Source organism: Sphingomonas sp. NBWT7, from assembly GCF_014217605.1.
In the GTDB taxonomy this organism is placed as follows: Bacteria; Pseudomonadota; Alphaproteobacteria; order Sphingomonadales; family Sphingomonadaceae; genus Sphingomonas.
The window spans coordinates 1632931-1654992 of sequence record NZ_CP043639.1 but is presented as its reverse complement, the minus strand read 5'-3'; the positions used below and the strand labels follow the sequence as shown (position 1 = coordinate 1654992).

Here is a 22062-nt window from a genome sequence, read left to right as displayed (position 1 = left end):
GAACGCCATCGAGGGGGACCGATGACGCTGCCGCAATGTCTATCGCTGGCGACGCTGGCGGGAATGATGGCGCTCTTCATCTGGGGGCGCTTCCGCTACGATGTGACGGCGATCATCGCGTTGCTCGTGGCGCTCGCGCTCGGCATCGTCGCGCCGGCGGACGCGTTCAAGGGCTTCTCCGACGATATCGTCATCATCGTCGGATCGGCGCTCGTCATCTCGGGCGCGGTGCAGCGATCGGGGGTGATCGAGCGCGCCCTGCGCAGTGTTTCGCGCCGCGTGACGAGCGTGCGCGGGCAGTTGCTGGTGCTGACCGGGTCGGTCGGCGTTGCCTCCGCGCTGGTCAAGAACATCGGCGCGCTGGCGATGCTGATGCCCGCCGCGTTCCAGACGGCGCGCAAGACCGAGGCAAGCCCGTCGGTCTTCCTGATGCCGATGGCGTCGGCATCGCTGCTCGGCGGGCTGATGACGCTGGTCGGCACGTCGCCCAACATCATCGTCAGCCGATCGCGCGAGCAGATGACGGGGCACCCGTTCGGCATGTTCGACTATACGCCGGTCGGCGCGTGTCTGTTCGTCGTCGGTATCGTCTATCTCGCGATCGCCTATCGCCTGATTCCGGCGGATCGCCGCGCCGCACCGACGATGGGCGAGGCGCTCGATATCACCGGCTATGTCACCGAAGTCACGATCACCGAAGGGTCGCCGGCGGGCGGCGAAACGGTCGACGCGTTCCTCGAGCGGCACGAGCGCGAAATCACGATCACCCAGATCCTGCGCGCGGAAATGCGCAGCGCGCCGCATCGCGACGACGTGCTGCAGGAGGGCGACGTGCTGATCCTGGGCGGCGAGCCCGATGCGCTCGAGCGCGTCATCGCGGGAGATCGGCTGAAGCTGGAGGGCGAGGACCGCGCCGCCCCGGCGGGCTCGGCCGACGACGAGGTGGGCGTGATCGAAGCGGTGATCAACGTCGGATCGGTGATGGTAGGCGAGACGGCCGGGCGGCTCGATCTGCAGGCGCGCCACGGCGTGAACCTGATCGCCATCTCGCGGCGCGGCGAGCGGCTGTCGCGGCGGCTCGCCAATACCACACTGCGCGCGGGCGACGTGGTGGTGCTGCAGGGGCCGTTGGGGCTCCTGCCGGAACGGCTGCGCGACCTCGGCTGCCTGCCGCTGGCGGAGCGCGCCGTCCGGTTAGGCACGTCGCGCCGCGGATGGCTGGCGGTGGGCATCCTGGGCGTCGCGATGGGGGCGACCGCACTCGGACTGGTGCCGGTGGCGGTGGCGTTCTTCGCGGCTGCGGGAACGATCATGGCGATCGGCGCGCTGCCGGTGCGCGACGCGTACGAGCATGTCGAATGGCCGATCCTGATCATGCTGGGCGCGCTGATCCCGGTATCCGACACGCTGCGCACGACGGGTGCGTCGAACGTGATCGCGACATGGTTGGCCGAGGTGGCGCAGACGCTACCGGGGTGGGGCGCGGTGGCGCTGATTCTGGCGGCGGCGATGGCGGTGACGCCGTTCCTCAACAATGCCGCGACGGTGCTGGTGATGGCGCCGATCGCGGCGACCTTCGCCAGCGATCTCGGCTATCGCCCCGAGGCGTTCCTGATGGCGACGGCGGTGGGCGCGGGATGCGACTTCCTGACCCCGATCGGGCATCAGTGCAACACGCTGGTGATGGGGCCGGGGGGCTATCGCTTCGGCGACTATGCCCGGCTGGGCGCGCCGCTGTCGGTGATCGTCGTGCTACTGGGCACGCCGCTGATCATGTTCTTCTGGCCGCTGCGCTGACGGCGGAACGCCACCCCGGCGAGTTTGCCGGGGTGGTCGCCGATATCAGAGTGCCTTACCGATCGAGACGGTCGGCGCGATGTCGGTGCAGTTGGCGACATCGGCGTGAAGCTCGCCGTTGCGCGGGTGCGCGAACGCCGTCGCCATCGCTTCGGGCGACGAGAAGTGGAAGTGCGCGATCATCGCGAAGGGCGCCGCGCCGCCGCCAGGGGCCTGACCCTCGATCAGCTCGACACGCTCCGGATTCCAGATCTCCTTGGCGAGTTCCGCGTGCGTCGCCTTGTAGTAATCGGTGTTGAATTTCGCGCCTTCGTGGTTCGGATACAGCACGCTGACGATCATGGTCTCTCTCCCAAGAAAAAGGCCGCCCGGTTCGTACCGGGCGGCCGTTCGATGATGATGTTCAGGCGTTCTCGCCGACGATGGTCTTCACTTCCATAAAGTCGGTGAGGCCCCATTTGCCGCCCTCGCGCCCGTTCCCCGACGACTTGTAGCCGCCGAACGGCGTCGGACCGTTGGGGCCCCAGGCGTTGATCGTGACGAGGCCGGCGCGCAGCTTGCCGGCGATCTTCGCCGCTTCGGCCGGATCGCCCGAGATCGTTGCCGACAAGCCGTATTCGGTGTCGTTCGCCATCTCGACCGCCTGATCGGTATCCTCGTAGGTCGAGATCGTCGCGACCGGGCCGAACGTCTCCTCGCGATAGATGCGCATTTCGGGCGTGACGTCGGCGAGCACCGTGGGCTTGACGTAATAGCCCGCGTTACGGCCGTCGGGACGACCGACACCGCCCGTTACAAGCCGTGCGCCCTCGTCGAGCGCGGACTGGATCAGCGTCTGGATCTTGTCGAATTGCGCCTTGTTGACGACCGGACCGATGTGCGCGCCCTGCTTCTCCGGTGCGTCGATCTGCGTCGCTTCCATGATCGCCTTCACGACCTCTTCGGCCTCGCTCACCTGGCTCTTGTGGACGAGGAGGCGGGTCGGTGCGATGCAGCTCTGCCCGGTGTTGGCGATGACGCCTGCGAGCGTCGGGGGCAGCACGTCGACCAGCTTCGCGCCCTCGAGCACGACGTTGGGCGCCTTGCCGCCGAGTTCCTGGTGGACGCGCTTGACCGTCGCGGCGGCGGCAGTGGCAACCGCGATGCCCGCGCGGGTCGAGCCGGTGAAGCTCACCATGTCGACGTCCTTGTGGCTCGACAGCGCGGCGCCGACGGTGGGGCCGTCACCGTTGACGAGGTTGAACACGCCCGCGGGCACGCCCGCTTCGGCGATGATCTCGGCGAGGATCATGGCGTTGCTCGGCGCTTCTTCGGACGGCTTCAGCACCATCGTGTTGCCGGCGGCGAGCGCGGGCGCAACCTTGGCGCAGATCTGGTTGAGCGGCCAGTTCCACGGCGTGATCATCGCGACGACGCCGATCGGCTCGTGCACGACGCGCGCGCCCTTGGCGGCGCTTTCCGAAAAGCTGAATTCCTTGAGCGCGGCGAGCGTGCCCATGAAATGGCCGAGCCCGGCGGGTGCCTGCGCCATGCTGGCGAACGAGATCGGCGCGCCCATCTCACGGCTGGTGGCGGCGGCGAGATCGGGGATGCGCGCCTTGTAGCCGGCGATGATCTTTTCCAGGATCGCGGCGCGTTCCTCGACGCTGGTCTGCGACCAGGTCTTGAACGCCTTCTTCGCGGCAGCGACCGCCTTGTCGACGTCCGCCGCGCTGCCCAGCGTGATCTCGGTGCAGGGCTGCTCGGTCGAGGGATCGATCACCTCGTGGCGCTTGCCGCCGTCGCTCTCGACCCAGGCGCCATCGATATAGTGTTTCAGGTAGCTTTGCATCGTGCCTCTCCGCCAATTGGATTCGACGTTTCGGTACGCACATGCGGCGCGCTCATTTGCGTTGCAACAGGAAACGCGATTGCCGGTGGCCGTGCCGCGACGGGACAGAAGCGCGGACCATCAACCGCCGGGTGGAGCGCGCGGCCTACGTTAACCGCGTTTGGCGGTATCGGTGGTAACCCGGACGCGGCAGGAGCGAGCGTGAAAGGATTCCCGTTCCATGCGCCTTGCTCCCCTCGTTCTCTTCCTCGCGCTTGCCGCGCCCGCGACCAGCCAGCAGGCGAGCGCACCGTTCACGGTGCAGGAAACCGGCGAGGGTTATGCGACGCTCGACGACGCGCTGTCGAGGAACCGCGGGCGCGACTTCACCGTGCTGATCGCACCGGGCGTCTACAACGAATGCGCGGTGCAGCAGGCCGGGCGCGTCACGTTCAAGGCGATCCAGCCGGGCACTGCGATCTTCGAGGGGGCGTGCGAGGGCAAGGCGGCGCTGGTGCTGCGCGCGGGCGGCGCGGTGGTCGACGGGCTGGTGTTCCGCGGCATTCGCGTGCCCGACGGCAATGGCGCCGGCATCCGGATCGAGATCGGCGACCTCGTCGTCAAAAATTCGATGTTTCTCGACAGCCAGGAGGGCATTCTTGGCGCGACGGAAGATCCGGTGAACATCACGATCGACCGGTCGACCTTCTCGGGCCTCGGGCAATGTCACGAGACCGAGGATTGCGCGCACTCGATCTACCTCGGCAATTCGGGATCGGTAACGATCACCAATTCACGCTTCGAGCGCGGGCGCGGCGGGCATTACGTGAAGCTACGCGTGCCGCGCGTATCGATCACCGACAACAGCTTCGACGATACCGGCGGCGATCGCACCAACTACATGATCGACCTGCCCGAAGGCGGGACGGGCGAGATCGCGCGCAACACCTTCGTCCAGGGCACGCGCAAGGAAAACTGGAGCGGCATGATCGTGGTGGCGGCAGAGCAGCGCAAGTATCGCTCGGCAGGCCTAAGCGTCCACGACAATGTCGCCCGCCTCGCGCCGGGGCAGGAAAGGAGCCCGGCGTTCCTCGCCAACGTCAGCGGCGAGCGGCTGGCGCTGGGCACCAACAAGCTGGGCGCCGGCGTGCGCCCCTACGAGACGCGCCAGCCCTGATCCGGGGCGCGCCCTCCCGATTGGTGGGAGGCCGCGCCGGGATGCTTACCGGCGGCAGGTGTCGCCGAGGCCGGGGTCGAGATCGAGGCAGCGCCCGTCGAGCCCGGCGACCGGCAGGCCGATCGACGCCGCGAGCGTCGGGACGATATCCACCGTCTCGACCGACAGCGGCTGTTCGAACCCATCCATGTTGGCGCGCCAGAACAGGATCGGCACGCGGCGATCGTAATCCCACGGGCTGCCGTGCGTCTCGACATAGCCCGGCCCGGGCGCGATGATGGTGGTGACGCGCGGCTTGAGCAGGACGAGCAAGTCACCCGACCGTTCGGCGTCGTAGGAGGCGCGCGCGCGCTCGACGAGCGTCCAGGTTTCGGGTGGGGTGCGCGGCATCGGCGTCGCCTCGATCTCCGCTCGCGTCAGCACCGCGGCGACCTGCGGCATCGCGCGGTAGCGCTTGACCGCCTCGGCGATCACCGCGGGGCGTTTCGCCGCCGGCACGTCGTTGGCGATGTAGAGGTCGCTCTCCGGCCCGAGCAGGACCGGCCCGGCGATGCCGAGCGCCTGGCCGATCGCGGGGCCAACGACCTTGGCGGCGAGCGTCGGATCGACGTGCGCCTCCATCGGCATCGCGCGCGCGAGCTGCCGCTCGGTCATGTCGTGCGCGCCGTGATCGGCGGTGAGCACGACCTCGTAATCGATCTTCCACTCGTCGAGCTTGTCGAGGAAGGCGCCCAATGACTGATCGAGCTCGGCCATTTGGATGCACATTTCCGAGCCCTGCGTGCCGAAGGCGTGGCCGACGTAATCGGTCGCCGACGCGCCGACCGCGATGAGATCGGTCGCTTGGCCCTGGCCGAGCTTCATGTCCTGAACGAAGGCAGCGGCGGTGGCGAATACCGCGCCGTCGATCGCGGGCGAGGCGCGGAAGGCGCGCGCGTCGCCCGCTGCGCGCTCGAACCGGCCGGTGCCGAGCGTCTGCTCGCCGACGCGGATCGGCTTCGACTGACCCTGGCAGAAGGCGGGGAGGTCGAGCGCCGCCTGCGGCTTGGCGACAAGCGCCGCGATCGCATCCTTCGCGCGCTGCGCCACCGGCGGCGTCGGGCGGCCGGCGAGCGTGGCGAGCTCCTTGCCGTTCCAGAACCAGATCTGATCGGTATTGTGGCCGCCCATCATGATCGCCGCGCGATCCTTGCCCGCGACCGAGACGACGCGGCTCTTCGGATTGGCGCGCTTCATCATGTCGCCCAGCGTCGGCACCTTGAGGTGAAGATCGGAGGGGGTGTAGCTGTCGTGGTTGCTGCCGGGGACGCGCTCGTCCTCCGCACAATAGACGAGCTTGTCGGCGCGGCTGACGCGCTGGTCGAGCCAGGTGTTGGCGATGATGCCGGTGTGCGCGGGGCGCATGCCGGTGAGGATCGTCGAGTGACCTGGGCACGTCTCCGTTGCCGCGTGGCCCTGGTAGCCCGATGGGAAGACCGCGCCGGTCAGCAGTCGCTTGAATCCGCCGGTGAACTTGTCGCGATATTGCGCGAACAGATCGGCCGAGAGCTGATCGACCGAGATCGCGACGACGAGGCGCGGCGGCGTGCGGGGGGTGGTCGCCTGCGCGGCGCCGGGAGGCGGCGGGCTTGGAGCGGTGCTTGCGGCGGGGGTCTGCGGTGCCCGGTCCTGCGCGGCGGCGACGGACGGCAGCGCGATCGAGGCGAGCAGGGCGGCAAGATACGGTTTCATCGAGGACCTTGATGCAAAGCGGGGTGTGGCGCGGTATGTGCCCGTCATGACAGCTAGGCAAGCGTGGGTAGCGGCGTTCGTTTGGATCGTGATGACGCTGTCGGCGTCGCTCGCGGGCGCACAACCGCGGCACTTGGCGATCGATCTCGTTCCCGAGACCGCGCGGCCGGCGGCGGGCAGCACGGTGACGCTGGCGTTCGACGCGCGGCCGGAGAAGGGCTGGCACGGCTATTGGAAGAACGGCGGGGACGCAGGCGTCGAGACGCGGCTGACGTGGACGCTGCCGGCCGGCGTCCGCGCGGGCGCGCTGCGCTACCCCGTGCCGGGAAGGCTGATCGTCGCGGGGCTGATGAACTACGTCTACGAGGCGCCGTTCGCGACGCTCGTCGACCTGACGATCCCGGCGGGGCTGGCGGCGGGAACGCGGCTGCCGGTGCGCGTCAAGGCGGATTACCTCGTCTGTACCGAGCAGATCTGCGTGCCCGAAACGCAAACGCTGTCGACGGAGCTGACGGTGGGCGACGGCGCGATCGACCCGGCGACGCGCACGCGGTTCGATGCGTGGCGGCGCAAATTGCCGCGGCCGCTGGGCTCGCCGGCGACATGGGCGGCGGCGGACGGCGCGTTCCGGCTGGCGGTGCCGTTTCCGGCCAAGGCGCCGATCGGTTCGGCCTATTTCTATCCGCTGGCGGCGGGCGCGATCGATTACGCCGCGCCGCAGACGGTGACGCGCGACGGCGACCGGATCGTCGTTGCCACCAAGGCGGCGGCGACGCCGGCGAGCGGATCGATCGAAGGCGTGCTGGCGACGGGCGAGGGGACCGGGTTTGCGGTGACGGCGGCGCCGGGGCGGGTCGAGCCGGTGGCGGCGGACACGGGCGGCGCGTGGCGCGCGGCCGCCATCGCCTTTGCCGGGGCGCTGATCGGCGGGCTGCTGCTCAACATCATGCCGTGCGTCTTCCCGATCCTCAGCCTCAAGGCGCTGAGCCTCGCCAAGGCGGGCGGGAACGAGCGCGCCGCGCGAGGCGAGGCGCTCGCCTATACCGCGGGTGTGGTGCTGGTGTGCGTCGCGCTGGGCGGCGTGCTGCTTGCGCTCCGTGCGGGCGGGTCGAGCGTCGGCTGGGCGTTCCAGCTGCAGGACCCGCGGGTGATCGGCGTGCTGCTGCTGCTGACCGCGGCGATCGCATTCAACCTCGCCGGATTGTTCGAACTGCCGACGCCGCGCTTCGCCGGGCGATCGGGCGCGGGCGGCGCGTTCGCGACCGGCGCGCTGGCGGCGTTCGTCGCGACGCCGTGCACCGGGCCGTTCATGGGCGCGGCGCTGGGCGCGGCGCTGGTGCTGCCGCCGGTGGCGGCGATGCTGGTATTCACCGGGCTGGGGCTCGGCATCGCACTGCCGTTCCTGCTGATCGGCTTCGTCCCCGCACTGCGCCGCCGCCTGCCGAGGCCGGGGGCGTGGATGGTGCGGCTGCGCCACATCCTGTCGGTGCCAATGTTCCTAACCGCGCTGGCGCTCGCCTGGGTGCTGGGGCGGCAGGCAGGGGTCAACGCGATGACGATCGGGCTGGCGGCGATCCTGCTCGCCGGATGCGGGCTGTGGTGGACCGGGCAGCGGCAGGCGGGCGGACGTGTGCGCGCATGGTGGCCGGCGATCCCGGCGCTGGTGCTTGGTCTGCTGGCGGTGATACTGGTGAAACCGCAGGCGGCGACGGCGTCGGTCGCGACGGGGATCGCCGGGGCTGAGCCGTTCAGCGAGACGCGGCTCGCGGCGCTGCAGCGCGAGGGGCGGCCGGTGTTCGCCTATTTCACCGCCGACTGGTGCCTGACGTGCAAGGTGAACGAGAAAGCGGCGATCGAGACCGCGGCAACGGCGCGCGCGTTCGCCAACGGCAAGGTCGCGGTGCTGGTCGGCGACTGGACCGACGGCGATCCCATACTCGGCCGCTTCATCGAGGCGCACAACCGCGCCGGAGTGCCGCTATACTTGTGGTACCCGAAGGGCGCGAAGCAGCCACGCGTGCTGCCGCAGCTGCTTACTACCGGGATGCTGACCGCGCTGCCTGGCAGGTGAGCGTGGCTTAGCCGTTCGCATTGTTGGTGAATTCCTGCACGACTGTTTGCTACCGATCAGTGCCTGTGCGCCGCAACATTGTGGCGCAGCATGCACCCGAAACGATCCTCGCGCGTTGGGCGGTGAATGGGGCAGACGGCGTTCGACGAAATCATGGGGGATGGGGGCGAGGCGCGCCCCGAATTGGCGGACCTGGTCCGCTGGCTGGACGAAACGCCGACCGACGATCTGCGCCGCCGCCAGGAAGCCGCCGAGACGACCTTCCGCCAGCTCGGCATCACCTTCGCGGTCTATGGCGACAACGACGCGAGCGAGCGGATCATCCCGTTCGACATCGTGCCGCGCGTGTTCCTCGCCGACGAGTGGACGCGTCTGTCCGCGGGGCTGATCCAGCGTGTCGAGGCGATCAACGCATTCCTCGACGACATCTACGGTAAGCAGGAGATCCTGAAGGCTGGCGTGCTGCCCGAGGAGCTGATCCTCTCCAACCCGCAATTCCGCCCGGAGATCGTCGGCATCCACCCGCCGCACGGCGTGTGGGCGCATATTTGCGGGATCGATCTGGTGCGCACCGGGCCCGACGATTTCTTCGTGCTCGAGGACAATGCCCGCACGCCATCGGGCGTCAGCTACATGCTCGAGAATCGCGAGGCGATGGTGCGGCTGTGCCCCGAGCTGTTCGAGCAGTTCCGCGTCGCGGCGGTCGACAGCTACCCCGACCGGCTGCTCGAGACGATGCGATCGGTCGCGCCGCGCACCTGCGGGCAGAACCCAAATTGCGTCGTGCTGACGCCGGGCCACTACAATTCGGCCTATTACGAACACAGTTTCCTCGCCGATTCGATGGGGATCGAACTGGTCGAGGCGGCCGATCTCGTGGTGGACGAGGACGTCGTCTACATGCGCACGATCGCGGGGCGCGTGAAGGTGGACGTGATCTATCGCCGCGTCGACGACGATTTCCTCGATCCCCTGGTGTTCCGCCCCGATTCGATGCTTGGCGTGCCGGGGCTGATCGCCGCCTATGCCGCCGGCAACGTCGCGATCATGAACGCGCCCGGCAACGGCATCGCCGACGACAAGGCGATCTACAGCTACATGCCCGAGATCGTCCGCTTCTATTCGGGCAAGGACGCGGCTTTGCCCAACGTCGAGACGTTCCGCTGCCGCGAGCCCGAGGCGCTGCGCTACACGCTCGATCATCTGGACGAGCTGGTCGTCAAGCTGGTCGACGGATCGGGCGGTTACGGGATGCTCGTCGGGCCGACCGCGTCGAAGGCGGAGATCGCGGCGTTCCGCGAGGCGCTGGTTGCCGAGCCGCACCGCTATATCGCGCAGCCGACGCTGGCGCTGTCAACCGTACCGACGCTCGCCGACCGGGGCCTGAGCCCGCGCCACGTCGATTTTCGCCCGTTCGTGCTGACGGGATCGAAGGGCGTGCAGGTGGTGCCCGGCGGGCTGACGCGCGTCGCACTGAAGGAGGGGTCGCTGGTGGTGAATTCGTCGCAGGGCGGGGGCACCAAGGACAGTTTCGTGCTGCTCGACACCGGGCAACGCCCGGTCCAGTCGCAGGTGATGATGGGCGGCAGCATGGTGCAGGAGCAATCGCTGTGAGCCGGTGCATCAGGAGCGCCGGCCGATGCTGAGCCGGACCGCGTCGTCGCTCTACTGGCTCGGACGCTACGTCGAGCGGGCCGATTTCATCGCGCGGCTGGTGGAGGCGACGGTGCGCCTCGACGTGCTGTCGCCGCGGCCCGCGGGTGAGGCGGCGTGGCAATCGGCGCTGGTGGTGACCGAGACCGAGGAGGCGTTCAAGGCGAGCGGAGCGAGCCTGACGCGTGAGGCGGTGGCGCGATTCCTGACCAGTGACACGTCGCATCCCGGATCGATCGTGCGCTGCCTCGACATGGCGCGGATGAACGCCAAGGCGGTGCGCACCGCACTGACGCGCGAGTCATGGTCGGCGATCAACGGCGCGTGGCTGGTGTTCGACAAGCGGATGAGCCGGCTCGATTCCGATCGCACGCTCGCGCTGGTCGACGCGGTGAAGGCCGAGACGCGCGGTTTCGAAGGCGCGATCCACCGCATGCTGCGCAACCAGACGACGCTGTTCCTGCGGCTGGGCCAGGCGACCGAGCGCGTCGACGACACGGCGCGGCTGCTCGACGTCAAATACCATATCCTGCTGCCCGAGGATCAGAGCGTCGGCGGGACGGTGGACCGCGACCAGTGGACGACGATCCTCCAGACGGTGTCGGCGGTGACGGCGTATCGCTGGATCTACAACGACGGGCTGGTGCCGGCGAACGTCATCGATTTACTGCTGTCGCGCGCCGAGCTGCCGCGCAGCATCGCCGCGGCGATCGAGGAGACGGTCGACGTGCTGACCGCGCTGGCGAAGCGAACCGGGACGCATGGCGAGGCGGGGCGGATGGCACGCGCCCGTCACGCGCGCATGACCAAGACGCGCACCGGCGACGTGATCGTCTCCGGCCTGCACCAGCATCTCCAGGCGCTGATCGCGGAGAATGACGAGCTGCACCGGGCGATCGGCCGCCAGTTCAAGTTCCACTGAGTGCGCGCCGCGGTGGCAATCCGCGTCGGAACAGACGGCAGCCGGCGCTGCGATCGCGGGCGTTGGTCGCACGCGGGCGGCGGAGTGTGCGGCGGGAAGGTCGGAACAGGTACGATGTAGCGGCGGCAGCGGCGCCGCATGTCTCGCGCTGCACGGAAAACAGGGGGGCCTATGCGACTGTCGATCGAGCACCGTACCCGCTATCGCTTCACCACGCCGCAGGCGCGGATCGTCCAGCTGCTGCGGATGACGCCGGAGAACACCTACGATCAGACGGTGGCGGCGTGGCATATCGAGATCGACTGCGACGCGCGCATGACGAACCACCGCGACGGGTTCGGCAATCACACGACGATGCTGTACTGCGAGGGGCCGCTCGAGGACATCGAGCTGACGGTGACGGGCGAGGTGGTGACGAGCAGCTCGGGCGGGGTTTTGCACGGCAGCCACGAGACGCTGCCCCCCGCGGTGTTCCAGCGCACGACGCCGACGACGAGCGCCGACGCCGCCGTCGAGGCGTTCGCGCGCGATCTCGCGGGCGACGCGGGTCGCGCGGCGCTGACGCGGCTCAACGCCGCCATCGGGAAACGCTTCCCGCTCGACGCCGCGCGGCCGACTCCGGGGCTGACAGTTGCCGAGGCGTTCGCGCGCACCGCGCTGACGGCACGCGACATGGCGCAGCTGTTCGTCGCGGGCGCGCGGTGCGTGGGCGCGCCGGCGCGCTACGTGTCGGGCTATTGCGACCTAGCGGGCGATCACCGTCCGACGCCGCACGGCTGGGCCGAGGCGTGGATCGCGGGCGCCGGGTGGATCGGCTTCGATCCGATGCTCGGCACGCTCGCCGACCAGCATCACGTGCGCGTCGCGGTGGCGCTCGACGCCATTGGCGCGGCGCCGATCGCGGGATCGCGGCTGGGAGAGGGCGTCGAGGCGCTCGACGTCGACGTGACGGTGCAGGCCGAGGGATGAAGCGGCTGGCCGCGGCGGGGTGGTGCGGCGGCGACTACGCCAGCGCCCGCGCGCGCGTGTCTACGCCGGTCGCGAGGTCCTCGTCCGCCATCCGCATCCATCCGCGCGGGCCGAGCATCTCGATCGGGCGGTAGCGCACCTTGTACGCCATGCGCGCCGAGCCCTTCACCCAATAGCCAAGGTAGACGTAGCCGAGCCCCGCGGCGCGCGCGCGCAGGATGTGATCGAGGATGATGAGGCTGCCGAGCCCCGGCCGGCTCGCGATCTCGGGATCGAAGAAGCTGTAGATCATCGACAGCCCGTCGGCCTGACGATCGGTGAGGCAGGCGCCGACGAGCCGGCCCTGGCGGCCGTCGACGCCGGGTTCGCGATATTCGACGATCACCGAATTGACCGGCGACTGTTCGACCATGTCGGCGTAATCCTGCTCGTCCATCCCGGCCATGCCGCCGCCCGGATGGCGGTGCGCGAGATAGCGGCGGAGCAGCTGGAACTGCTCGTCGGTCGCCCACGGGCGGCAGGCGGTAACTTCGAGATCGGCGTTGCGACGGATGAGTTTGCGCTGCGTCGCGTTGGCAGCGAAATCGTGTGTGACGACGCGCACTGAGACGCAGGCGGTGCACCCCGCGCATGACGGGCGATAGGCGACGCCCTGGCTGCGGCGAAAACCGATCCGGCCGAGCGCATCGTTGAGCTCGGCGGCGTGCGGGCCGGTGAGTTCGGTGAAGACCTTCCGTTCCTGCCGCCCGGGCAGATACGGGCACGGCGCGGGGCTGGTGACGAAGAAACGAGGGAAACGAAAAGGCGCGGTCACCGGCGTGGGATCTCCATGCAACGTGTCGCTGCACGTGCTGTAACGCCGCTATGAATCGCCGGATGCCTTCGGGGAAGTCGCGAGATCATCAATACAAGGTTAACGTCGCGTTAAGAAAGTTTCCAGTCCGGCGGACCGCCCCGTTCTGGGTCAAAGGGCGGCCGCGTCAGGCAAGTTCAATCAGCTTCACCTCATAGGCCGCGGTCTCGAGCGCGGTGAGGAGGCGATCGAGGTGCGCGCGATCGCGTGTCTCGCATTCGACGTCGAGGCTCAGCCCCTTGGCGGGCAGGTTGGTAAATATGCGCTGATGCGCGAGCTCGAGGATGTTAACGCGTTCCTGATCGAAGATCCGCGCGACGTTGTAGAGCGCGCCGGGCTGATCCTGCAGCCGGATGCGCAGCCGGGCGAGCCGCCCCGATCGCGCGAGATCGCGCAGCAGGACGTTGGCGAGGAGCCGCGTATCGATGTTGCCGCCGCACAGCACGACGCCGACCGTCTTGCCCGCGAAGCGTTCCTTGTTGGCGAGCATCGCCGCGAGCCCGGCGGCTCCGGCGCCCTCGACCACAGTCTTCTCGATCTGGAGCAGCAGGCTGACCGCTTCCTCGAGGCTGCGTTCGGAAACGAGCACGATATCGTCCACCAGCGCCTCGACCATACGCGAGGTGACGACGCCGGGTTCCTTGACGGCGATGCCCTCGGCCAGCGTATCGCCGGCGCACGGCATGTCGGTGCCGCGCGTGCGGTTGTACATCGACGGGAACAGCTCCGCCTCCACCCCGACGATCTCGATCGGATGATCGGCGGCGCGCGCCACCGTCGCCATGCCCGAGATCAGCCCGCCGCCGCCGATCGGCACGACGAGCATGTCGATCCCCGGCACGTCCTCGAGCATCTCGATCGCGACGGTGCCCTGGCCGGCGATGACGCGCGCGTCGTCGAACGGGTGGACGAAGGTGTAGCCGCGCTCCGCCTCGAGCACGCGGGCGTGGGCATAAGCGGCGTCGAACGTATTGCCGTGCAGCACTACCGTCGCGCCATGGCCTTCGGTCTGCACAACCTTCACCGTTGGCGTATTGGTGGGCATCACGATCGTCGCGGGCACGCCGAGGCGATTGGCGTGATAGGCGAGCCCCTGCGCGTGGTTGCCCGCCGAGGCGGCGATCACGCCGCGCGCCTTCGCCTCGTCGCTGAGCTGAAGCAGCGTGTTGAGCGCGCCGCGCTCCTTATAGGCGGCGGTGAACTGGAGATTCTCGAACTTGAGGTAAATTGTCGCGCCGGTCAGCGCGGAGAGCGTACGGCTGATCAGCGTCGGCGTGCGGACGATCGAATCGCGGATGCGCGCGTGGGCGGCGCGCACGTCGTCGATGGTGACGGGTTGGGTCGTCGTCGGTTTCGCCGCAGTCGCCATCGCTTCATATCCCAGCCGCCAGGCCCGCCGCCCGTCGACTGGCCGATCTTTCCTTTCGCGCAGCGAGAAGAGAAGGGGAGGGCGTCGACACGGCGCGGCCCGAACGGAATCCTGATTGATCCCAAGTTCGCGCCCGCGCCTCTAGGATCATCTGGCGCGGCGTGCAAACAGCGCCTATCCGCCACGCCCATGAAGATCGCTTTCATCGGCACCGGCGTGATGGGTGCCCCGATGGCGGGGCACCTTGCCCGCGCCGGCCACGACGTTACCGTCTATAATCGTACGCGTGCCAAGGCGGAGGCGACGGGGCTCGCCGTCACCGAAACGCCGGCCGAGGCGGCGACGGGCGCCGACGCGGTGGTGACGTGCGTCGGCAACGACGACGATCTGGCGGCGGTGACGCTGGGTACGGACGGCGCGTTCGGCGCGATGCGCGATGATGCGGTGTTCATCGATCACACAACGGTGTCGGCGGCGATCGCGCGGCAATTGGCCGAGGCGCGCGCGCTGGTGGTCGACGCGCCGGTGTCGGGCGGGCAGGCGGGTGCGGAGAAGGGCCAGCTTTCGATCATGTGCGGCGGCAGCGACGCGGCAATGGCAAAGGCGCGGCCGGTGATGGAGGCCTATGCCGCACGCATCGTCCACGTCGGTGCGGCGGGGGCTGGGCAGCAGACCAAGATGGTCAACCAGATCTGCATTGCGGGCGTGCTCCAAGGTTTGTCGGAGGCGGTCCGCTTCGCGCAGGCGAGTGCGCTCGATTTGGACGCGGTGTTCGAGGCGATCTCGGGTGGTGCGGCGCAGAGCTGGCAGATGGTCAATCGCTGGCCGACGATGACGACGGACGAATTCGATTTCGGTTTCGCGATCGACTGGATGCGCAAGGATCTGGGGCTGGCGCTCGACGAGGCGAAGCGCAACGGCGCGGTGCTGCCGGTCGCCGCGCTGGTCGATCAATTCTATGCCGAGGTGCAGAAGATGGGTGGCGGACGACAGGATACGAGCGCGCTGGTGCGCAGGTTGCCGCGATGAGGCGCGCGCTCGCCATCGCGCTGATGCTCGCCGCCGTGCCCGCGGGCGCGGACGGGATTGTCGACAACGTCAACGGCATCGCGCCGACTGCTGATGGGCGCGTCGTGCGCTTCAAGGCGGTGCTGATCGACAAGGACGGGCGCGTCACGCGGCTGGTGCCGCCGGGTGAGGCGCCGCCCAAGCTCAGCCGCAAGGAGCTGAAGAAGAACGCTGGCAAGCCGCTGTACGACTGGCGCGTCGACATGGGTGGCAAGACGCTGCTGCCCGGCTTCATCGATGCGCACGGGCATGTGATGGGGCTGGGCTTCGGCGTGCTCTCACTCGACCTGTCGATGACCAAGTCGCTGGGCGAGGCGAAGAGCCGGATCGCGGCGTACATCGCCGCCAATCCCGACCGCAAGTGGATCCAGGGGCGCGGCTGGAACCAGGAAGCGTGGGGACTGGGGCGCTTCCCGACCGCCGCGGATCTCGACGACGTCGCGCAGGGCCATGCGATCTGGCTCGAACGCGCGGACGGCCATGCCGGCTGGGCGAACAGCGTCGCGATGCGCGAAGCAGGCGTGACGGCGAGCACGCCGGCGCCCGCCGGCGGGCGGATCGAGAAGAGCGGCGGCGCGCCGTCGGGCGTGTTCGTCGACGCGGCGATGCAGCTGATCGAGAAGGCATTGCCGCAGCCGTTGCCCAAGGAGCGCGACGCGGCGTTCCTGGAGGCGCAGCGCGTGCTGCTGTCGAACGGCGTCACCGCCGTGGCGGACATGGGAACGACGCTCGACGACTGGCTGAGCTATCGCCGGATGGGCGACATCAACGCGTTGCGCGTGCGCATCATGAGCTATGCCGCGGGGACGGAGACGGCGAGCCGCGTCGGCGGCAAGGGGCCGACGCCGTGGCTCTACGCCGATCGGCTGCGGATGGGCGGCGTCAAGATCTACGTCGACGGCGCGCTCGGCTCGCGCGGTGCGGCGCTGAAGGCGCCTTATGCCGATGCGCCGGGCGAGAAGGGGCTCGCGTTCCTCACCGATACGCAGCTGCAGAACCAGATGAGCCGCGCCGCGATGGACAATTTTCAGCTCGCGGTGCACGCGATCGGCGACCGCGCCAATGCGCAGACGCTGGACGCGATCCAGGTGCTGAGCGAGACCTATACCGGCGACCGGCGCTGGCGGATCGAGCACGCGCAGGTGGTCGATCCCGCCGATCTCAAGAGCTTCGGCAAGTTCGGCACGATCGCCTCGATGCAGCCGACGCATGCGACCGGGGACCGGACGATGGCCGAGGCGCGGCTGGGGCCGGCGCGACTGGCCGGCGCCTATGCGTGGCGATCGATGCTGGCGAACGGCGCGCGGCTGGCGTTCGGATCGGACTTCCCGGTCGAGAAGCCCGATCCCTGGGCCGGCTGGGCGGCGGGCTATACAAGGCAGGACGCGGCTGGGCAGCCGGCGGGCGGCTGGCGGCCGGAGGAGGCGGTGACGCGCGAGCAGGCGTGGTGGGCGTTCACCGGCGGCGCGGCCTATGCCGGGTTTGCCGAGAAGCAGTTCGGCAACCTCGCGCCGGGGCAGAAAGCGGACTTCATCATCGTCGATCGCGATCCGCTGGCGGGCGATGCCGCGGCGCTGCGCGCGACGCGCGTCGAGCAGACGTGGATCGGCGGCGAGAAGGCGTGGTCGCGTGGCGGTGAAGCCGCAAACGGGGCGCCGCCGCGGCGCTAGCGCGCGTCGCGGCTAGAGCAGCAGCCGGAACAGCGCGCCGCCGAGCGGGCTGTCGGCGACGTCGAGCGTGCCGCCATGCGCCACCGCGATCTGCCGCGCAAGGTTGAGCCCGACGCCGGTACCCTCCGCGCGCGTGGTGAAGAACGGCAGGAAAACCTCCTGCCGCAGCTTGTCGGGCACGCCGGGGCCGTTGTCCTCGACGGTGATCGCGATGCCGTCCGCGGTGCGCTCGATCGCGAGCCGGATCTTGGGCTGCGCGGCGTGCGCTTTCGCCGCCTGCGCGGCGTTGCGCAGCAGGTTGAGCAGCAGCTGCGAGAGGAGCGCGCGGTCGCCGTCGATCGTCGTGTCGGCGCAATCGGCGTGCAGCGTCACCGCGGGCCATTCGGCGCGGAACAGCCGCTCGTGCTCGTCGGCGAAGGCGCGCGCGGCGAAGCGCTGGCGCACCACGCGTGGTTCGCGCGCCACCGCGCGATAGCTGTCGATGAAGTGCCGTAGCCCCTCGGTTCGGCGAGCGAGCGCGCGCGTTGCCTCGCACGCGTCGGCGATGCGCGGATCGCCGTCCTCGACCTCGCCGAGCAGTGCGGCGGTGGTCTGCGCGAGCGACATGACGGGGGTGAGCGAGTTGAGGATTTCGTGCGTCAGGACGCGGACGATATCGGTCTGCGCCGCCATCTCGACCGCGTCGAGCGTGCCCTGCATCGGCTGGACGACGACTGCGCTCGTCTGCCGCCCGAGCCGGTTGAGTGCGGCGTGGCGCACCAGCGTACGCTTGGCGCGCCCGTCGAGGTTGAGGATCAGCATCTCCTCGTCGCCGCGCGGCTCGGCGAGGCGCTGCGCGAAGGTCGCGCCATAGGTGGCGTAATCGTCCGGCCGTACGCCGGCGTGGCGCGAGAAGAGGCGGCGCGCGGCCTTGTTGCCGGGCTCGACGCGGCCGGCATCGACGGTGAGCAGCGCGACGGGCATGTCGTCGATCAGCGCCTCGTAATAGCGCAGTTCGGCATCGGTCTGCCCGCGCTGTTCGCGCAGGCCACGGATCGTCTCGTTGAGCGCGGTGCCGAGTGCGCGAAAGCCGGCGCCGCCCTTTTCCGGGAAATGCGCCGCGAAATCACCGATGCGCAGCGCCTCGAGGAAGCGCGCGAGCGCGAGGTTGGTGCGCTCGACGTGATACCACAAGGCCAGCGCCGCGAGGCCGGCGATGCCGACCGCGACGAGGCGAACCATGACGAACGACGGGGTGCGGAACGCCCAGACCACCATCATCAGCGCGAGCACCAGCAGCGCGACGCGGAAGACGAGGCCGAGCGTGAAGCGGCCGTCAAAGCCCATGCGGGCGTTCCGAGCGGGCGCGCTTCGCGGCGATGAAACCGGTGCAGTGCGGCACGTGCCTCACAGGCCGTGCTTTTCCATGCGGCGGTAGAGCGCGGCGCGCGACAGGCCGAGTTCGCCCGCGGCGAGCGTGATGTTGTAGCCGTGCTTGCGCAGCGCCTCCTCGACCAGCCGGCGCTCGACCCGGTCGAGGTTGAGATCGTCGGTCGCGGCGGGCGCGGCGCCGGTGCGCGGCGCGGGTGCGTCCAAACCGAAGTCGGCTATCTCGAGCACGGGCTCGGTCGACAGGATGACGGCGCGCTCGACCGCGTGACGCAGCGCGCGCACGTTGCCCGGCCAATCGTGCCGCGCAAGCGCGTCGCGCGCGGCGGGGCTGAGCATCGGGCGGGGGCGGTTGTAGCGCGCGGCATAGTGATCGAGGAAATGGTCGGCGAGCTCGCCCACGTCCTCGGGCCGCTCGGCGAGCGAGGGGAGCGCGATCTCAACGGTGTTGAGCCGGTAGAGCAGGTCCTGGCGGAACACGCGCTCGTCGGTCAGGCGATCGCGCGTCATGTTGGTCGCGGCGATGACGCGGATGTCGACCTTGATCGGCTTGTTCGCACCGACGGGGGTGATCTGGCGCTGCTCGAGCGCGGTGAGCAATTTGGGCTGAAGGTGCAGCGGCAGATTGCCGATCTCGTCGAGGAACAGCGTGCCGCCGTCCGCCTCCTGGATGCGGCCGACGCGATCGCTGCGCGCATCGGTGAACGCGCCCTTCACATGGCCGAACAGCTCGCTGTCGATCAGCTCGGCAGCGATCGCCCCGAGATCGACCGTCTGCAGCACGCGGCCGGCGCGCAGCGAGCGCGCGTGAAGATCGCGTGCGACGAGCTCCTTGCCCGTGCCGTTCTCGCCCAGCACGAGCACGTTGGCGTCGGTCGGTGCGGCGCGTTCGATCAGCGAGTGGACGCGCGCCATCGCGGGTGAGCGGCCGAGCAGCGGCGACTGCGGCGCCTTGGACGGGCTGGTGGGCGGCGGCGCGCCAGCGGCGACGCGCGAGCGGCGCAGCGCGGCGGCGGTGCGCACGGTGGCGAGCAGCCGCTCGTTCGACCACGGCTTGGGCACGAAATCGGTCGCGCCGCGCTTCATCGCCTCGACCGCGACATGGACGCCGGCATGCGCGGTGATCATCACGACGACGATCTCGGGATCGAGCGCGACGAGCTGATCGAGCCAGGCGAGCCCCTCTCGCGCATCGGTCGCGCCGCGCGCGAAATTGGCGTCGAGCAGGACGACGTCAGGCACCTGCCGGCGGATCGCGGGCAGCGCCTCGGCGGGGGAGCCGGCGGTGACGATCTCGCGGAACAGCGGCCGCAGCAGCAGGCGCGCAGCGAGCAGGATATCGTCGTCGTCGTCGACGATCACGCAGCGATCGTATTCCGGCCCCATTGCGTCCGCTCCCGTACAACCTGTGGTCGGCAGCGGACAATCAATTGTTGTGCCACTTGCGCAACGGTGTCGCTACGCTGAGGCGCCGGGCATTTGGCACGCGCGATGCAACAAGCCCGGCATGATCCGCGTTCTTGCTGCCCCCGACCCGCTCAACCGTCCGGAACCGGACACCGCCGCCGTCCGGAAGCGGACATGAGCGTCGTGCGGCTCCCCAAGGATCGTGCGGAAGGCGCGGCGGTCTCCGGCAGCGGGATGGACCGGGTGATCGAGCGTCGCCGCCTGCCCAAGGCTGCGGTGATCGGTGGGATCGTCGCGGCGCTGATCGTGGCGGCGGCGCTGTTCTGGTGGCTGGCGCCGCGTGCCGGCACGCAGAGCGTCGCCGCCGACCGGCTGTCGATCGCGACCGTCACGCGCGGCACGTTCGACGATTACATTCCGCTGCGCACGCGCGTCGAGCCGCTGCTGACGGTCTATATCGACGCGATCGAGGGCGGGCGCGTCGAGGAAGTGCTGGTCGAGGACGGTGCGACGCTGGCGAAGGGGCAGCCGATCGCGGTGCTTTCCAACGCCGAGCTGCAGCTGTCGACGCTGGCGCGGCAGACCGAGGTCGAGCAGCAAATCAACAACATGCGCAGCCAGGAGCTGGCGCTGGCGCAGACGCGCGTCGCCAATCAGCGAAACGTGCTCGAGGCCGAGCTCGCGATGATCAAGACGCGGCGCCAGTTCGAGCGTGAGGAGCCGCTGGCGCAGCGCGGCTTCGTCGCGGGGCGCCAGTTCGCCGACACCACCGACCAGCTGCGCTACGAGCAGCGGCGTGTCGCCGTGCTGCGGCAGGGCCAGTCGACCGACGATCGGCTGCTGCGCAGCCAGCTGGCGCAGCAACGCGCGTCGACCGCGATCCTGCAATCGGGGCTGCATCTGGCGCGCGCCAATCTCGACGCGCTGAAGCTGCGCGCGCCGGTGGCGGGGCAATTGTCGGGCTTCTCGATCCAGGTCGGCCAGTCGATGCAGCGCGGCGAGCGGATCGGGCAGATCGACTCGCCCGGCCGCAACAAGCTGCGCGCAGGCGTCGACGAATATTACCTTGGCCGTGTCGCGGTGTGCCAGCGCGCGACGATCGAGGCGGGGACGGGCCGGCAGCAGGCGCGCGTCACCAAGATCTTCCCGCAGGTGCAGAACGGGCAGTTCCAGATCGAGCTGCAGTTCCTGGGCGCCGAGCCCGCCGGGTTGCAGCGCGGGCAGACGGTGCAGGCGCGGCTGACGCTAGGCGATCCGACGCCGGCGGTGCTGCTGCCCAACGGCGCCTTCTACAACGACACGGGCGGCGCGTGGGTGTTCGTCGTCGCGCCCGACGGGGCGCGCGCGGTGAAGCGCCCGGTACGCCTCGGCCGCCGCAACGCCGACACGATCGAGGTGCTCGACGGGCTCACCGCCGGCGAGCGCGTGATCACCTCCCCCTATACCGGGTTCGCCGACAAGGACGCGCTCGACCTCACCCAAGGAAAGGATAATTGATGCTTCGCATGCGGGACGTGGCGCGGCTGTACCGCACCGACAGCGTCGAGACGGTGGCGCTCGACGGGATCGACCTCGACATCGCGTCGGGCGAGTTCGTCGCGATCATGGGGCCGTCGGGCTGCGGTAAATCGACCCTGCTCAACGTCGTCGGCATGCTCGATAGCCCGACGAGCGGATCGTACGTGTTCGACGGCACCGAAGTCGCCGGGCTCGCCGAGGGCAAGCTTGCCGATTTCCGCAAGGAGAACATCGGCTTCATCTTCCAGAGCTTCAACCTGGTCGACGAGCTGTCGGTGCGCGACAACATCGAGCTCGCGCTGCTCTACCACGACGTGCCCGCCGCCGAGCGCCGCCAGCGTACCGACGAGGTGATGGACCGCGTCGGCATCGCGCATCGCGCGCGACATCGGCCGAGCCAGCTGTCGGGCGGGCAGCAGCAGCGCGTCGCGGTGGCGCGCGCGCTGGTCGCCAAGCCCAAACTGATCCTCGCCGACGAACCGACCGGCAATCTCGACACCAATCACGGCGAGGAGGTGATGCGGATGCTGCAGGGGCTGAACGGCGAAGGGGCGACGATCGTGATGGTGACGCACTCGCCCGCGCACGCCGATTATGCCAGCCGCGTCGTCAACATGCTCGACGGCCGAATCCTGCAAGAACGCCGCCGCGCGGCCTGATCGCGGCAACAGGGGAGGAT

17 protein-coding genes are annotated in these 22062 nt (G+C 69.4%); 10 read left to right on the top strand and 7 right to left on the bottom strand.

Features of this window, described 5'->3' with window-relative positions; all coding sequences use genetic code 11:
- The first annotated feature begins 21 nt into the window (after window positions 1–21).
- Window positions 22–1797, top strand: a complete 1776-nt coding sequence (locus tag F1C10_RS08195; protein ID WP_185205312.1) for an SLC13 family permease — start codon at window positions 22–24, stop codon at window positions 1795–1797.
- A gap of 45 nt (window positions 1798–1842) precedes the next feature.
- Here the strand turns inward: F1C10_RS08195 and F1C10_RS08190 are convergent, their stop codons facing one another.
- Window positions 1843–2139, bottom strand: a complete 297-nt coding sequence (locus F1C10_RS08190) for an EthD family reductase (protein WP_185205310.1) — start codon at window positions 2137–2139, stop codon at window positions 1843–1845.
- A 61-nt stretch (window positions 2140–2200) separates the two neighbouring features.
- The gene (locus F1C10_RS08185; protein ID WP_185205309.1) at window positions 2201–3628 is read right to left on the bottom strand and encodes an aldehyde dehydrogenase family protein; all 1428 of its coding nucleotides are present in this window, start codon (window positions 3626–3628) and stop codon (window positions 2201–2203) included.
- A 220-nt stretch (window positions 3629–3848) separates the two neighbouring features.
- Between F1C10_RS08185 and F1C10_RS08180 the strand changes: the two genes are divergently transcribed.
- Window positions 3849–4784, top strand: a complete 936-nt coding sequence (locus F1C10_RS08180) for a right-handed parallel beta-helix repeat-containing protein (protein WP_185205307.1) — start codon at window positions 3849–3851, stop codon at window positions 4782–4784.
- A gap of 45 nt (window positions 4785–4829) precedes the next feature.
- On the opposite strand, the gene F1C10_RS08175 is transcribed toward F1C10_RS08180, so the two are convergent.
- Window positions 4830–6515 (bottom strand): alkaline phosphatase family protein, encoded by a 1686-nt coding sequence (locus F1C10_RS08175; RefSeq protein ID WP_185205305.1) that lies wholly within the window; start codon window positions 6513–6515, stop codon window positions 4830–4832.
- A 46-nt stretch (window positions 6516–6561) separates the two neighbouring features.
- Between F1C10_RS08175 and F1C10_RS08170 the strand changes: the two genes are divergently transcribed.
- The 4 genes from F1C10_RS08170 to F1C10_RS08155 all read left to right on the top strand — a co-directional run bounded on the left by F1C10_RS08170 (window position 6562) and on the right by F1C10_RS08155 (window position 12130).
- Window positions 6562–8586, top strand: coding sequence for a protein-disulfide reductase DsbD (locus tag F1C10_RS08170; protein ID WP_185205304.1), 2025 nt, complete (start codon window positions 6562–6564; stop codon window positions 8584–8586).
- A 126-nt stretch (window positions 8587–8712) separates the two neighbouring features.
- Window positions 8713–10200, top strand: a complete 1488-nt coding sequence (locus F1C10_RS08165) for a circularly permuted type 2 ATP-grasp protein (RefSeq protein WP_185205302.1) — start codon at window positions 8713–8715, stop codon at window positions 10198–10200.
- A 25-nt stretch (window positions 10201–10225) separates the two neighbouring features.
- On the top strand, window positions 10226–11161 hold the full coding sequence (locus F1C10_RS08160; RefSeq protein ID WP_185205300.1) for an alpha-E domain-containing protein: 936 nt from the start codon (window positions 10226–10228) through the stop codon (window positions 11159–11161).
- A gap of 171 nt (window positions 11162–11332) precedes the next feature.
- Window positions 11333–12130 carry a transglutaminase family protein gene (locus tag F1C10_RS08155; RefSeq protein WP_185205299.1) on the top strand — a complete coding sequence of 266 codons (798 nt, stop codon included), beginning with the start codon at window positions 11333–11335 and terminating at the stop codon, window positions 12128–12130.
- Between the two features lie 34 nt (window positions 12131–12164).
- Here F1C10_RS08155 and F1C10_RS08150 read toward each other — a convergent pair whose 3' ends face one another.
- Both F1C10_RS08150 and F1C10_RS08145 read right to left on the bottom strand, forming a co-directional pair.
- Window positions 12165–12944 (bottom strand): arginyltransferase, encoded by a 780-nt coding sequence (locus F1C10_RS08150; RefSeq protein WP_185205297.1) that lies wholly within the window; start codon window positions 12942–12944, stop codon window positions 12165–12167.
- A 166-nt stretch (window positions 12945–13110) separates the two neighbouring features.
- On the bottom strand, window positions 13111–14352 hold the full coding sequence (locus F1C10_RS08145) for a threonine ammonia-lyase (protein ID WP_185205295.1): 1242 nt from the start codon (window positions 14350–14352) through the stop codon (window positions 13111–13113).
- 189 nt (window positions 14353–14541) lie between these two features.
- On the opposite strand from F1C10_RS08145, the gene F1C10_RS08140 reads away from it, so the two are divergent.
- Window positions 14542–15381 carry an NAD(P)-dependent oxidoreductase gene (locus tag F1C10_RS08140; protein ID WP_185205294.1) on the top strand — a complete coding sequence of 280 codons (840 nt, stop codon included), beginning with the start codon at window positions 14542–14544 and terminating at the stop codon, window positions 15379–15381.
- Complete coding sequence (locus F1C10_RS08135) at window positions 15378–17090, top strand: amidohydrolase (RefSeq protein WP_185205292.1); 1713 nt, start codon at window positions 15378–15380, stop codon at window positions 17088–17090. The genes F1C10_RS08140 and F1C10_RS08135 overlap by 4 nt, the downstream gene beginning before the upstream one ends.
- A 12-nt stretch (window positions 17091–17102) precedes the next feature.
- Here F1C10_RS08135 and F1C10_RS08130 read toward each other — a convergent pair whose 3' ends face one another.
- Window positions 17103–18416, bottom strand: a complete 1314-nt coding sequence (locus F1C10_RS08130) for a PAS domain-containing sensor histidine kinase (protein WP_185205290.1) — start codon at window positions 18414–18416, stop codon at window positions 17103–17105.
- Between the two features lie 60 nt (window positions 18417–18476).
- On the bottom strand, window positions 18477–19844 hold the full coding sequence (locus F1C10_RS08125; protein WP_185205288.1) for a sigma-54 dependent transcriptional regulator: 1368 nt from the start codon (window positions 19842–19844) through the stop codon (window positions 18477–18479).
- Window positions 19845–20039: 195 nt separating this feature from the next.
- On the opposite strand from F1C10_RS08125, the gene F1C10_RS08120 reads away from it, so the two are divergent.
- Both F1C10_RS08120 and F1C10_RS08115 read left to right on the top strand, forming a co-directional pair.
- Window positions 20040–21362, top strand: a complete 1323-nt coding sequence (locus F1C10_RS08120; protein ID WP_258042786.1) for an efflux RND transporter periplasmic adaptor subunit — start codon at window positions 20040–20042, stop codon at window positions 21360–21362.
- Window positions 21362–22042: an ABC transporter ATP-binding protein gene (locus tag F1C10_RS08115; RefSeq protein WP_085808605.1), complete on the top strand. Its 681-nt coding sequence runs from the start codon at window positions 21362–21364 to the stop codon at window positions 22040–22042. Before F1C10_RS08120 ends, F1C10_RS08115 begins: the two co-directional genes overlap by 1 nt.
- Window positions 22043–22062: the final 20 nt, after the last annotated feature.